This window comes from Pseudomonas sp. PA-4-8C (assembly GCF_021606625.1).
Lineage (GTDB): Bacteria > Pseudomonadota > Gammaproteobacteria > Pseudomonadales > Pseudomonadaceae > Aquipseudomonas > Aquipseudomonas lactis.
The window spans coordinates 1-13710 of sequence record NZ_WKCD01000136.1 but is presented as its reverse complement, the minus strand read 5'-3'; the positions used below and the strand labels follow the sequence as shown (position 1 = coordinate 13710).

8 protein-coding genes and 1 pseudogene are annotated in these 13710 nt (G+C 62.4%); 4 read left to right on the top strand and 5 right to left on the bottom strand.

Annotated elements, in window-relative coordinates:
• The 4 genes from GIW04_RS18915 to GIW04_RS18900 form a co-directional block, all read right to left on the bottom strand.
• Nucleotides 1–2496, bottom strand: a 2496-nt coding sequence (locus GIW04_RS18915) for a CusA/CzcA family heavy metal efflux RND transporter (RefSeq protein ID WP_236479121.1), incomplete at its 3' end; no start/stop codon positions are given.
• A gap of 18 nt (nt 2497–2514) precedes the next feature.
• Complete coding sequence (locus GIW04_RS18910) at nt 2515–3621, bottom strand: efflux RND transporter periplasmic adaptor subunit (protein WP_120249117.1); 1107 nt, start codon at nt 3619–3621, stop codon at nt 2515–2517.
• Between the two features lie 19 nt (nt 3622–3640).
• Nucleotides 3641–4867, bottom strand: coding sequence for a TolC family protein (locus GIW04_RS18905; RefSeq protein WP_120249118.1), 1227 nt, complete (start codon nt 4865–4867; stop codon nt 3641–3643).
• Between the two features lie 109 nt (nt 4868–4976).
• Entirely contained in the window at nt 4977–5882 is a 906-nt protein-coding gene (locus tag GIW04_RS18900; RefSeq protein WP_120249119.1) for a cation diffusion facilitator family transporter, read from the bottom strand.
• Nucleotides 5883–6099: 217 nt separating this feature from the next.
• Between GIW04_RS18900 and GIW04_RS18895 the strand changes: the two genes are divergently transcribed.
• Complete coding sequence (locus GIW04_RS18895) at nt 6100–7470, top strand: GntT/GntP/DsdX family permease (RefSeq protein ID WP_105225643.1); 1371 nt, start codon at nt 6100–6102, stop codon at nt 7468–7470.
• Nucleotides 7471–7473: 3 nt separating this feature from the next.
• Here GIW04_RS18895 and GIW04_RS18890 read toward each other — a convergent pair whose 3' ends face one another.
• On the bottom strand, nt 7474–8763 hold the full coding sequence (locus GIW04_RS18890) for an MFS transporter (RefSeq protein WP_003188295.1): 1290 nt from the start codon (nt 8761–8763) through the stop codon (nt 7474–7476).
• A gap of 186 nt (nt 8764–8949) precedes the next feature.
• Here GIW04_RS18890 and GIW04_RS18885 point away from each other — a divergent pair, with 186 nt between their 5' ends.
• From GIW04_RS18885 to GIW04_RS18875, 3 genes and pseudogenes are all read left to right on the top strand, one after another.
• The gene (locus GIW04_RS18885) at nt 8950–10368 is read left to right on the top strand and encodes a short-chain fatty acid transporter (RefSeq protein WP_003188294.1); all 1419 of its coding nucleotides are present in this window, start codon (nt 8950–8952) and stop codon (nt 10366–10368) included.
• A 198-nt stretch (nt 10369–10566) separates the two neighbouring features.
• The gene (acpA, locus tag GIW04_RS18880) at nt 10567–12267 is read left to right on the top strand and encodes an acid phosphatase (RefSeq protein WP_236479119.1); all 1701 of its coding nucleotides are present in this window, start codon (nt 10567–10569) and stop codon (nt 12265–12267) included.
• A gap of 119 nt (nt 12268–12386) precedes the next feature.
• Nucleotides 12387–13553, top strand: a pseudogene (locus GIW04_RS18875) (hypothetical protein); the annotation flags it as partial.
• Nucleotides 13554–13710: the final 157 nt, after the last annotated feature.

Here is a 13710-nt window from a genome sequence, read left to right as displayed (position 1 = left end):
GCGCTTGCCGTTCTCGCGGCTGATCTGGTTGGGGCCCAGCACCAGGTCGAGGCTGGCAACCTGGGACAAGGCGATAAAGCCCAACTGCCCCGAGGTACTACTCGCCAGCGCCGGCACCGGGATCAACAGCCGTGACAAGCCGTCGATATCGGTGCGCAACGTGTCGGACAAGCGCACCACCATGTCAAAACGCCGATCGCCCTCGTACAACGTACCGGCCTGGCGCCCACCGACCGCGACGGCGATGGTGTCCTGCACATCACCCACATTCAGGCCAAAGCGAGCGGCCTTGTCGCGGTCGATATTGATGGTCAGCACCGGCAGGCCGGAGGTCTGTTCCACCTTCACTTCCGAGGCGCCGTTGAGCTTTTGCAAGGTCTCGGCGATTTCCCCGGCAGTCTGGTTGAGCACCGCCATATCGTCGCCAAACACCTTCACCGCCACGTCGCTGCGCACCCCGGAAATCAGCTCGTTGAAGCGCAACTGGATCGGCTGCGACAGCTCATACACGCTGCCCGGCACAATCGCGCTGGCCCGTTGGATATCGGCGATGATTGCCTCGCGGGACTTCTTCGGGTTCGGCCATTGGGCCTTGGGTTTGAGCATCACGTAGCTGTCGGAGATATTCGGCGGCATCGGGTCGGAGGCAATTTCCGCCGTACCGGTGCGCGCAAACACCCGCTCGATTTCCGGCACTTGGGCCAGCAAGGTTTTTTCCAGTTGCTGCTGCATGTGTACCGATTGCGTCAGGCTGGTGCCGGGCACACGCAGCGCCTGTTGGGCAAAGTCGCCTTCGCTAAGGCTGGGGATAAACTCACTGCCCATGCGGCTGGCAACCAGGCCCGAGACGACGATGGTCAAAGCGGCCAAGCCGAACACCAGGGGCCGACGCACCATCACCCAGTTGAGCACCGGGTCATACACCCGGCGCGCACTGCGCATCACAATGTTTTCTTCTTCCTTGACCTTGCCGGTGACGAACAACGCAATCGCCGCCGGTACGAAGGTCACCGACAAAATCATCGCGCCGAGCAAGGCAATCACCACCGTGAAAGCCATGGGGTGGAACATCTTCCCGGCCACGCCCGTGAGAGCGAAGATCGGCAGGTACACCACCATGATGATCAACTGCCCGAAGATCAGCGCGCGTCGCGCCTCCTTGGCCGCGGCGAACACTTCGTGCAGGCGTTCACTGCGGGTCAGCAACCGGCCATGACGGTGTTGCGCGTGGGCCAGACGGCGGATGGCGTTCTCGACGATCACCACCGCGCCATCAACGATGATGCCGAAGTCCAGCGCGCCCAGGCTCATCAGGTTGGCGCTGACTTTGTTGGTGAACATGCCGGTGAAGGTGAACAGCATCGCCAGCGGAATCACCATCGCCGTGATCAGCGCCGCACGGATGTTGCCCAAAAACAGGAACAACACCGCCACCACCAGCAACGCACCTTCGAAGAGGTTTTTCTTCACCGTGGCGATGGCTTTTTCCACCAGGTTGGTGCGGTCGTAGACGGTGACGGCCACCACACCTTCGGGCAGCGAGCGGTTGATCTCCTCAAGCTTTTTCGCCACCGCCTGGGACACACTGCGGCTGTTCTCACCGATCAACATGAACACCGTGCCCAGCACCACTTCACGGCCATTTTCGGTGGCGGCGCCGGTGCGCAGCTCGCGGCCAATGTCGACCTGGGCCACATTGCGCACGCGGATCGGCGTGCCGTCCGAGGTGGTGATGACAATGTTGGCGATGTCGTCGATAGACGCCACCTGGCCCGGCGCGCGGATCAACAACTGTTCGCCGCTGCGCTCGATGTAGCCGGCGCCGACGTTGGCGTTGTTGCGCTCCAGCGCGGTGACCAGATCGTTGAGGGTCAGGTTGTAAGCGGCCAGGCGCTTGGGGTCTGGCGCAATCTGGTATTCCTTGGCGAAGCCGCCGATGGTATTGATCTCGGCCACGCCTGGCACATTGCGCAGTTGTGGCTTGATGATCCAGTCCTGGATCACCCGCAGGTCGGTGGGGGTGTAAGGCGTACCGTCCTCTTTGCGCACACCGTCCTCGGCTTCGACGGTCCACAGGAAAATTTCCCCAAGGCCAGTGGAAATCGGCCCCATCGCGGTTTCGATGCCGTCGGGCAATTGCTCACGGGCCACTTGCAAGCGTTCGTTGACCAGTTGGCGGGCAAAGAACAGGTCGGTGCCGTCCTTGAAAATCACCGTGACCTGGGACAAACCGGAACGCGACAGTGAACGCGTCTGCTGCAGGCCCGGCAGGCCGGCCATGGCCGTCTCGATGGGAAAGGTAATGCGCTGCTCGGTTTCCAGCGGCGAAAAACCGGCCGCCGCCGAGTTGATCTGCACCTGTACGTTGGTGATGTCAGGTACCGCGTCGATGGGCAGTTTCTGATAGCTGGCGATGCCGACACCGGCCATCAACAGCACCGCCAGCAACACGATGATGCGCTGCTCGATGGCGAATTGGATAAGGCGCTCAAACATGGGGAATCACTCGCAGGATCAATGGGCGTGTTCGGCCGAGCCTTTGCCCAGTTCGGACTTGAGGATGAAGCTGCCAGCCGTCGCCACCAGCGCGCCGGCCTCCAGGCCTTTACGCACTTCGACGTAACCGTTTTCACTGACGCCCAGTTCAAGATGGCGGGTGATAAAGCCGTCCGCCGTGCGCACAAACACCGAGGGTTTGTCCTCGACGGTTTGGATAGCGGTTTGCGGCACGGTCACCTTGGCCTGGTAGGTATCGGTGGCCACTTGCACGGCCACGAACAAGCCCGGGCGCCAGGCGTCGTCAGGGTTGGGGACCGTCACCCGCACGGTAGCGGTGCGCGTCTGCTCACCGAGCAAGTTGCCCACATAGGCCACGGTACCCAGCACTTCGGTGCCCATTTCCGTCGAGCTGACTTTCACCGGCTTGCCCACGCGAACTTTGTTCAAGTCCTTGGGAAATACGCCGAAGGTGACCCACACCTGGGACAGATCAGAGAGGGTGAAGGCATTGCTGGTTTCACTGACCACCTCGCCCACCCCCAGGTGTTTTTCCACCACCACACCGGCGAAGGGCGCACGCAGTTCATAACGATTGCCGCCGGCCAATACCGCGCTGCCGCTGAGCGCAGTCATTTTTTGCCGCGCATTGTTCAGGGCGATTTCGGCTTCTTGCAGGGTCTGCCGCGCCAGCAGGTAATCCTGCTCGGCAGAGATTTTGTCCTGCCACAACTGACGCTCGCGCTGGAAGGTGGTGCGCGCCAGTTCGACCCGGCGTTCGCTGGCGGCCAGTTCGCTGCGCTGGTCGGAAATCTGCTGGCTGGCGATCACCGCCAACAGTTCGCCCTTCTTCACCGACTGGCCCAGGTTGACCTTCACCGCCTCTACCACGCCCGCTGCGCGGGGCACAATATGGGAGGTGCGGTCTTCGTCAAAACGCACCTCGCCCGGCAGCGTCAGCACGGTGCTGATAGCGCGCGGTTGCGCCTGGGCCAACTGGATGCCGGCGGCTTGAATCTGCTGCTCGGTGAGTTCGAGCTTGCCTTCTTCTTCCTCGGCGAGGGCGAGGCCCGATAGCATCAGGCCCAGGGCGACGGCGAGCGCCATGCCATGTTTTTTGTTCATCAGGAGACTCCAAGAAAAATCAAAAGCGGGCGAGGTCGCCGTAAATGCGCTCGATGCGTACCCAGGCCTCGGTAGCCTGGGCGGTGGCCGCAAGGTATTGGGTGCGGGCTGCGATCAAGGTGCGCTGGGCGTCGAGCACGTCGAGGAAGTTGAACTTGCCCATCTCGAAGCCACGGGTGGCGCTGTCTACCGCACTTTGTGCGGCGGGCAGGATCTGCTGGTTGAACGCGCGCACTTCGGTGTTCGCGGTTTGCCACAGGTCCAGGGCCTGGCGGGTTTCGGTACGCAGGCGCAACTCGGCGGCGTTGCGCAGGTCGCGGGCCTGGTCGGCGCGTCGAGTGGCCGCCAGGATGTTGCCCTGGTTGCGGTTGAACAGCGGAATGGGCATCGACACGCCCACCAGGTTCACCCGTTCGCGCACACTGGCGTCGTATTGGCTGCCGATGGACACATCCAGGTCCGGAATGCGCTGGGCTTTTTCCAGGCCCACGCTGGCTTCGTTCTGCACAATGTTGAGTTCGGCCAGGCGCAGTTCCGCAGTCTGTTCAAGACGAGCCAGCAATGGCGCGGCGGCGGGTAACGCCGGCACGGAAGTGCTTGGCGTAGCGACGGCCTGGAAGTCGGTGGCGGCGCTGCCGGTGCTGCTGGCGAGGCGACGGTAGGCGTCAGTGAGGCCGATCTGGGCGCGGTTCAACTCCAGGCGAATTTCGGACACTTGCACCTGGGCGCGAGTGGCTTCCACGGGTGACGACTTGCCAGCGGTGACGCGCCCGTTGGCGACCACCAGGCCGCGTTCGGCAAGCGTCATGGAGCGTTGCGCCAGGTCAAGGCGTTCCTGGGCGCGCAAGGCGCCGTAGTAGCTGTCGATGACCTCGGCGCGCAGCTGGTTGCGACGCTGCTCCAGGGTCAGCGCGGCGGCATCCTGGGCACGGCTGGCCACTTCGATACGTGCACCGCGCTTGCCGCCCAGTTCCAGGGTCTGGCTGAGTCTGATGCTGGTGGTGCGGCTGTTGCGGCGGGTGTCTTCGGCGTCCCAGGAGGCCACCGGGTTGGGGATCAGGCCGGCCTGTTGGCGACCGCCCTGGGCGATGTCAATTTCCCATTGTGCGGCCGCCAGGTCCGGGTTGTTGGCGAAGGCGGTTTGCAAGGCTGCATCGAGGGTGAGAGGTTGTGCCTGGGCGGCGTTTGCGGATATCCACAATGCCAATGCCGCCGCCCCCAACAGTGTTCTAACAAAAATTGCCATAACGAGAGTTCCACGCCCATGAAGTCGCTGAGATTTCCCAGCGGGGGCAATGTAGCTTTCGGTACTTATCAGGGCCGTGGGCGAAAGATTACAAATCCGTTAGCCAGGTTCAGGCATGCACTTCGTCGTGATCGTCATGTTGAAAACCCTCGCCCTCGACCTGGATCGTGGCGTGGGAAATATCGAATTGTTCGTGCAGTAACTCCGCCACTCGGCTGAGGATCTGTTGCTCAGTGCCCTGGGACGCATCCGCGACCAGATGCGTACTCAGCACGTTCTTGCCACTGGTGAGGGCCCAGATGTGCAGGTCGTGCACGTCCTTGACCCCAGGCACACTGCGAATGCCCTGCTCCACCTGCTCGATATCCACGCCCTCCGGCACTCCTTGCAACAGGATATTCATGCTCGCCTTGAGCAACGTCCAGGTGCGCGGCAAGACCCAAAAACCGATGGCAGCCGCGACCACGGAGTCGACCCAACCCCAGCCGGTGAACATGATCACCAGCGCGGCAATGATCACGCCGACGGAGCCCAGCATGTCACTCCAGACTTCCAGGTAGGCGCCCTTGACGTTGAGGCTCTCGCCGCTGGCGGCACTGAGCAAACGCATGGAGATCAGGTTGACAACCAGCCCCAGCAGCGCAATCACCAGCATGCCGGTGGACTGGATTTCTGCAGGTGCCTGCAGCCGCTGGTAAGCCTCGTACAAGATGTAGAACGCCACGGCGAACAGCAGCAATGCATTGAAGGCGGCTGCCAGGATCTCGAACCGCGCATAACCGAAGGTGCGCTTGCGATCCGCCGGGCGCTTGGCGACCTGGATCGCCACCAGGGAAATCGCCAGGGCCAGGGCGTCGGTCATCATGTGCGCTGCATCGGACAACAGCGCCAGGCTGCCGGTGACAAAGGCGCCGATCACTTCGGCGAGCATGAAGCTACCGGTGAGCCCCAGGGCGATCCATAACTTGCGTTCGTGGCCGGCGCGTACTTGGGCGTGGCTGTGTCCTGCGCTCATGAAATGTCCTCGTGGGTTGGGATGGGGCGGATCATAGAGCTATAGGCCAGATCCACTGGCATGGTTTGCAAAATTGTCATCTGAGCGCCAGAGCGTCGTTAGCTTCGGGCGCACCAAAATCGTTCATGCACGCGTTGGGGGAGCACTATCAGGTATGCTTTTCAGGCTGAAACAAAAAGAAACATATTAGCCAACCTGCTCGATAAGGAGTCCCGTTTTGGAGTTATCGACTGCCGCGTGGATGGTTCACGACACCCGCCTCATGCTGTGCGTGCTGTTGGCGATCGCCAGCATCATTGTGCTGATCAGCGCGACCAAACTGCCGCCCTTCCTGTCGATTTTGATCGGCACCTTTATCGCCGGGGTCGGCGCCGGCCTGCCGCCGGAAGAAGTGGCCAAGGCGTTCAGCAAAGGCGCCGGGGCGATTCTCGGCGAAGCCGGGATCATCATTGCCCTGGGTGCGATGCTCGGCGCGCTGATGGCCGAATCCGGCGCGGCCGACCGTATTGCCACCACGTTGCTCGGGCTGGGCAAAGGCAAGTCATTGCCTTGGGTGATGGCGTTGGTCGCCATGGTGATCGGCCTGCCGCTGTTCTTCGAAGTGGGCCTGGTGATGATGGTGCCGATCATCTTTGTGATGGCCAAGCGTTCGAACCAACCGTTGCTGAAAATCGCCATCCCGGCACTGGCGGGCATGACCACCTTGCACGCCCTGATGCCGCCGCATCCGGGGCCGCTGATCGCCGTGGGCGCATTGCACGCCGACCTGGGCCTGACCATGTTGCTGGGCTTTTGCCTGGCGGTGCCGGCCGTGATCCTGGCCGGGCCGCTGTATGGCAACTGGCTGTCCAAGCGCCTGCACGTGGACGAACCGGCCGATATCGGCGCCTTGTTCAGCGCACCGCCCAAGGCCCCGCGCCAGCCGAGCTTCGGTGTGTCGCTGCTGATCATTCTGTTGCCGGTAATCCTGATGCTCGGCAGCACCTTGGCTAAAGTCGCGTTGGCGCCGGAAAGCACCCTCGCCCTGGCCTTGAAATTCCTCGGTGAACCGCTGGTCGCCCTCGGCCTGGCCGTAATCGCCGCGGTCGTCTGCCTGGGTTGGGCGGCGGGCATGCCACGCGCCGACGTCGGCAACACCCTGCGCAAAGCCCTGGCGCCCATCGCCGTACTACTGCTGACCATCGGCGCCGGCGGCGGCCTCAAGCAAACCCTGCTGGACGCCGGCGTCAGCCAGACCATCAGCAAAGTCGCCGAAGGCGCGCACATGCCCTACCTGCTGCTGGCCTGGCTGATCGCCGTGGCCCTGCGCCAGGCCACCGGCTCGGCCACCGTCGCCACCACCACGACCGCCGGCATCCTCGCGCCGATGATGGCCGGGTTGGCGGCGACGCAAAGCTCATTGGTCGCCCTGGCCATCGGCGCCGGCTCGGTGTTCTTCTGCCACGTCAACGACGCCGGGTTCTGGATGGTGCGTGAGTACTTTGGCTTGCAGTTGAAGCAGACGATCTGGGTGTGGTCGGTGTTGCAGACGATTGTTTCGGTGGTTGGGTTGGTGGGTACCTTGTTGCTCTGGCACTTCCTGACCTGACCCTCAGGCGGCCAAGGTGTGGCGCTTGCCAAATAGCGCCACACTCGCCACCCCCACCGCCCCCATCACTACGCAATACCCCACGCAGATCCACGGGCTGGTCGGCATCAGCGCGATCAACAACAACGGCGTAGTACTTGCCCACAGCGCATAGGCGATGTTGTAGGTGAAGGAAATCCCCGACACCCGTACCTGCGCCGGAAACAGCCCGACCATCACCGACGGCACCGCGCCCACCACGCCGCAGCTCAGGCCCGCCACGGCGTACGCTGCGCCGAGCCACACGCCGCCAGCGATCAGGCTGGCGTACAGCAGCGCAATGCCCACCGGCAGCAACAGGCTGTAGACCAATACCGCGCGCCACGCGCCGATGCGGTCCACCAGCAGGCCGGCGAGGACGCAGCCGATATTCAGGAAGACGATGCCCAGGGCGCTCAGGGCGAAGGTGTGGCTGGGGCTCATGCCGAAGGTTTTCTGCATCATGGTCGGGGTGATGACCACCAGCACCACCACGGCAGACGTCAGCACGCAGGTGAGGATCATCGCCGGCAGCAGCACGGCGCGATGGTCGCGCAGCACGGTGCGCAAGGGCATTTCGGCGGCGGCTTGGCGACGCGCCTGCATTTCCAGAAACACCGGAGTCTCGCTGAGCCAGCGGCGCAGCCATACGCCGATCACTCCGAATACGCCGCCGAGCAGGAAGGGAAAGCGCCAGGCATAGTCGAGGATTTCGGCGGGGGTGAAGACCTGCGCGAGCAAGGTGGCGGTCAGCGCCCCCAGCAGGTAACCGAAAGTCAGGCCGGCCTGCAAAAAACCCAGGGCATAGCCACGATGGTGACGCGGTGCGTGCTCGGCGACGAAAGTCCAGGCGCTGGGCACTTCGCCGCCCACCGCTGCGCCTTGCAGCACGCGCAGCGCCAGCAGGATCAACGGGGCGAAATAGCCGATTTGCGCGTAGGTCGGCATGATACCGATCAGCAGGCAGGGCAAGGCCATCATGAGGATGCTCAGGCTGAAGACGCGCTTGCGCCCCAGGTGGTCGGCAAAGTGCGCCATCAGGATGCCGCCCAGTGGACGGGCGAGGTAACCGGTGACGAAGATGCCAAAGCTTTGCAGCAGGCGCAGCCACTCGGGCATTTCTGGGGGGAAGAACAGTTGGCTGAGGGTCAGCGCAAAGAACACGAAGATAATGAAGTCGTAGATTTCCAGGGCTCCGCCGAGGGCGGCCAGGCCCAGGGTTTTGTAGTCGGAGCGGGAAAAACGCTGCGCCCGTGGGGAAAAGGTGGCAGTCATGTGCAGGCTCGGCAGGCAAACAAAATGGCGTGCAGGTTATGAGCTGAGCCCATCGATGGCAATCGCGACGGATATATTTGTTTTCCTCATTGATCGTTGAAGATAACTACATTCCCAAATCAATAGACGTAGAGGAACATGCCGTAAAACTGCCAAACCCCATAATAACTACAAGAGGAAAGACTCGTGGCCGATGCTATCGAAGACAGCCGCTATGCCCGATTTGCCCTGCGTTGCTCCAACTTCGCCGAGCGCTGGTTTCCTGACTCCTGGGTGTTTGCCGCCCTCGCCGTGATCATCGTCGCCGTGGCGACCCTGGGCATGGGCGCCGCACCGGCCGAAGCGGCCAAGGCATTTGGCGATGGGTTCTGGAGCCTGATCCCGTTCACCATGCAGATGGCCTTTGTGGTGATCGGCGGTTACGTGGTCGCCAGTTCACCGCCGGCAGTGAAGTTGATCGACCGCCTGGCGCGCATTCCCAAGAATGGCCGTTCGGCGGTGGCCTGGGTGGCGTTGATTTCCATGGTGGCTTCATTGCTTAACTGGGGCCTGTCCCTGGTGTTCGGCGGTTTGCTGGTGCGGGCATTGGCCCGGCGCACGGATTTGCGCATGGACTACCGCGCCGCTGGCGCTGCCGCGTACCTGGGCCTGGGGGCCGTATGGGCGCTGGGGCTGTCGTCGTCGGCCGCGCAGTTGCAGGCCAACCCGGCCAGCTTGCCGCCGTCGATCCTGTCGATCACTGGGATGATCCCGTTCACCGAGACCATTTTTTTGTGGCAGTCCGGCGTGCTGTTGCTGGCGCTGATCGTGGTGTCGCTAATCATCGCCTACGCCACCGCGCCTGGCCCCAACAGCGCCCGGGATGCCAAGGCCTGCGGCATTGACCCGGCCTTCAACCTGCCCAAGCCGCAGGCGCCGACCCGCCCAGGCGAATGGCTGGAACACAGCCCGTTGCTGACCATTCTGCTGGCGTTGCTGGCGGCCGGCTGGCTGTTCCATGAGTTCTCGACCAAGCCGGCGATCAGCGCTATCTCAGGGCTCAACACTTATAACTTCCTGTTCATCATGGTGGGCGCGCTGCTGCACTGGCGCCCGCGCAGCTTCCTCGATGCCGTGGCCCGTGCGGTGCCGACCACCACCGGCGTGCTGATCCAGTTTCCGCTGTACGGCTCGATTGCCGCGCTGATGACCGTGGTCAAGGGTGGCGACGGCCAGACTCTGGCGCACCATATCTCGACGTTCTTCACCTCCATCGCCTCCCACGACACCTACGCCCTGCTGATGGGCGTTTACTCGGCAGTGCTGGGCTTCTTCATCCCCTCAGGTGGCGGCAAGTGGATCATCGAAGCGCCGTATGTGATGCAAGTGGCCAATGATCTGCAATACCACCTGGGCTGGGCGGTGCAGATCTACAACGCCGCCGAGGCGCTGCCGAACTTGATCAACCCGTTTTATATGTTGCCGTTGCTGGGTGTGCTGGGCCTGAAGGCGCGGGATCTGATCGGGTTTTCGTTTGTGCAGTTGCTGGTGCACACGCCGCTGGTGTTGTTTTTGCTGTGGGCGTTGGGGACGACGTTGAAGTATCTGCCGCCAGTCATGCCATAACGCGGTCGGTGTGGGAGCGGGCTTGCTCGCGAATGCGGTGGATCGTTAATGAATTCGTTGACTGACAACCCGCATTCGCGAGCAAGCCCGCTCCCACAATTTGTTCTGTAGCGCTCTCAAGCCTGTCTTCGTTCCGTCACATTCCATTGCTACCGTCCTGCGAAATATCTTGCAACATCTCGCCAAGGATTCCTCGCAATGAGTGACGAGCACAACGACCACCCTGCCCACGACTGCGCCCCCAAAACGCCGGTAGACACCAGCCGCCGGCGATTCCTCGGCGGTGCGGCGGTGTTGGGCGTGGGTGCAACCTTGAGTGCCTGCGGCAATACCAGCGAAGCACCGAGCCCACCCGTGACGCGGCCGCTCACGCCTCAGGAGTTGGATAAGGCATTGCGCGAGCAGGTGAAGACCGTGGTGGTGATCTACGCCGAGAACCGCAGCTTCAACAACCTATTTGCAGATTTCCCCGGCGTGGAGAAACCACTGTCGGCGTTAACCGCCAAGGACTTCCAGCAGCGCGACCGCGATGGCAGCGTATTGCCTGCCCTGCCACCGAGCTGGGGCGGTGTGTTGCAGGTCGGCCCACAAACAGTGGACGGGGTGACTTACCCCAGCGAAGTGCAATTCCAGGAAAGCCTGCCCAACGCGCCGTTCGCCCTCCAAGGCCCGCAGGGCGAAGACCTGCCATTGAGCCTGGTGACCCGCGACCTGTGGCACGTGTTCTACCAGAACCAGATGCAGATCAACGGCGGCAAGAATGATGGTTTTGTCGCCTGGGGCGATTCCGGTGGGCTGGTGATGGGCCATTACGCTCAAAGCCGTTATGCCCTGCGCCTGTGGGACGTGGCCAAGGAGTTTGTGCTGTGCGATAACTTCTTCCAGGGCGCGTTTGGTGGCTCGTTCCTTAACCACCAGTACCTGATCAGCGCCACCGCGCCGTTTTATCCCAATGCCGCGCAGTCGGTGGCCAAGGCGCAGATCGCTACGCTGCAAAGCGATGACCCCAGCGGCACACGCCTCAAGCCCTTGGACACCTCCCCGGCCAGCGCCATGACCGGCCCGCCACAATTTGGCCCCAGCGCGCTGACACCGGACGGTTACGGCGTAAACACCCTGGCCCCACCCTACTGGCCCACCTGGATCCGCGACCCGCAAAACCCGGATTATTCCAAGCCCGACCTGCCCAATGTGCTGGTGCCGCAAACCCACGAGCATATTGGCGACAAGCTGTCGAAAAAGAACATCGACTGGGCCTGGTACGCCGGTGCGTGGCAAGCCACGCTGGAGCAGTTCAAGGACTCCGGCGGCATCCCCAAGATTCCGAATTTCCAGTACCACCACCAGCCGTTCAATTACTTCAAGCAGCAAGGGCCGCAAAACCCGGCAGAACGTGCCAAGCGCCTGCGTGACGGCGGTTTGGGCGATGAGTCGAGCACCAACCGGTTCTTCGCCGACGCCCAGGCCGGCAAGCTGCCCGCCGTGAGTTTCTACAACCCCCAGGGCAACCTGAACATGCACGCCGGCTATGCCGATGTGGCCTCGGGCGACCGCCATATCGCCCGCGCCTTGAAGGTGCTGCAAGAAAGCCCGCAATGGAAAAACATGGTGGTGGTGGTGACCGTGGATGAAAACGGCGGCTGGTGGGACCACGTGGCGCCGCCCCAGGGTGACCGCTGGGGTCCAGGCTCGCGAGTTCCGGCGCTGGTGGTGTCGCCGTTTGCGCGCAAAGGCACGGTGGACCATACGGTGTACGACACCGCATCGATCCTGCGTTTGATCACTCGAGTGTTCCAATTGGAGACCCTGGACGGCCTCAAGCAGCGTGATGACGCGATGATCGCGCGCGGCCAGAAGCCCATGGGCGATCTGAGCAATGCCTTGCAGTTCAGCCTGTAGGGGCTTATCCAATAACGACATGCCGGGCGATTTAACACGCGATTTTCCTGGTCAGCCGCTACTGTGTGCAGGTGGGCTTCCATCCCGCGCAGACGGGCTTCGCTGACAAGGAATCGACTATGTTTAAACTGACCAGGCTGTCCTTCACCCTCGTCGCACTGCTGGCGAGTACGGTCGTACAGGCCGACATCGAGGTGCCACTGGGCAGCACGCAGCGCGTCACCCAGTTGTTCGCGTACCCCAACAACTGCAATGTGATCTGCTTTCGGCCATGGTCACTGGAGCAGACCGCCGAACACTATTTGAACCAGAGCCTGCAACGTGACGGTTACAGCCGGGCCAAGGTCAGTGTGAAGACCCACGACGGTCAGGTCACGGCGACCTTCAGCGGCGTGCCAGACGGTTACGGCCAGCCGCTGACCACGCTGCTCAATACCGCCGACCTGGCTTATCAAGGTGCGCGCCAGCTCAACAGCGATGGCAAATGGGCCTACAACTGGTACCTGTTCCTGCCGTTGGGCATGGCCCTGGAAAACCGCAAAAGCATCGAGCTGTTGCACTTCCCTCCGGATTACTCGCTGACCCAGGCCCAGGATTACCTGGAATCGGCCACCACCGACCGCTGGGCCACCTTGTTAAGCGAAAACGGCGTACCGGCCACGGAAACGCCGGCGTACCAGACCATCATTGATATCGCGCCCATCGCTGCGCCGTCCAATGCCGGCAAAGACCTGGAAACCGTCTACGGGTATTTCACCGACTACCAGACCCGCATGGTCAAGGAACTGAGCCTGCGCCCTGGCGGCGCATTGCCGATGGTGGCCTTCGGCGCGCCGGTGCGTAGCTGGATCAAGCAACAATACGGGCAAACCGTGGGCGTGCTGAGCCTGGCGCAGATCAGCCCGGAGCCAGGCAAAACCGTCGCGGTATTGGGCGCCAACCACCCAAGCTACATTTGGTATGCGGCCAGCCCCGACAGCTATGACGGTGACGAACAAAAAGCCGACGACGCGGGCTTGAAAGTGATGGGCCAGGACTTGAGCGCTGCCTGCTGGCAAGCCGGCATGGGCCAGAAGCCCGCCAGCGATGCCAATGTATTGCTCAAGGCCTGCCTGAATACGTGGCAGGTCACGCGCAAGGAGCAGACGTGTGAGCTGTTCTACACCTCCGTGCGCCACCTGACGCCCGAGCAGGCCAACGCCAAGTGCGCCACAGCGCCTATCAAGGCACAGTTGAAACAGCTGAGAAATGCCGCCCCCGCCCCCACGGTCACAGCCCCCGCGCTTTCAGGCTGTCTCTTCTACCCATCCCCGCGCCCACCAAACTGTCGCTGGTATCTCCTCTCCCGTCTTCTGCTTGTATAAAAAAACACACCGCTATCTACGCCCTTCCACTCCCCTTCCATGTCCTGCTCCTATTGCTGTTAGTTTCCCGGCCATTCAG

Bases quoted from the DNA above. Each gene is read 5' to 3' on its own strand.
- GIW04_RS18890 (WP_003188295.1), bottom strand. From the start codon at position 8,763: ATGACTGCCACCTTTTCCCCACGGGCGCAGCGTTTTTCCCGCTCCGAC.
- GIW04_RS18910 (WP_120249117.1), bottom strand. From the start codon at position 3,621: ATGAACAAAAAACATGGCATGGCGCTCGCCGTCGCCCTGGGCCTGATG.
- GIW04_RS18900 (WP_120249119.1), bottom strand. From the start codon at position 5,882: ATGAGCGCAGGACACAGCCACGCCCAAGTACGCGCCGGCCACGAACGC.
- acpA (WP_236479119.1), top strand. From the start codon at position 10,567: ATGAGTGACGAGCACAACGACCACCCTGCCCACGACTGCGCCCCCAAA.
- GIW04_RS18905 (WP_120249118.1), bottom strand. From the start codon at position 4,867: ATGGCAATTTTTGTTAGAACACTGTTGGGGGCGGCGGCATTGGCATTG.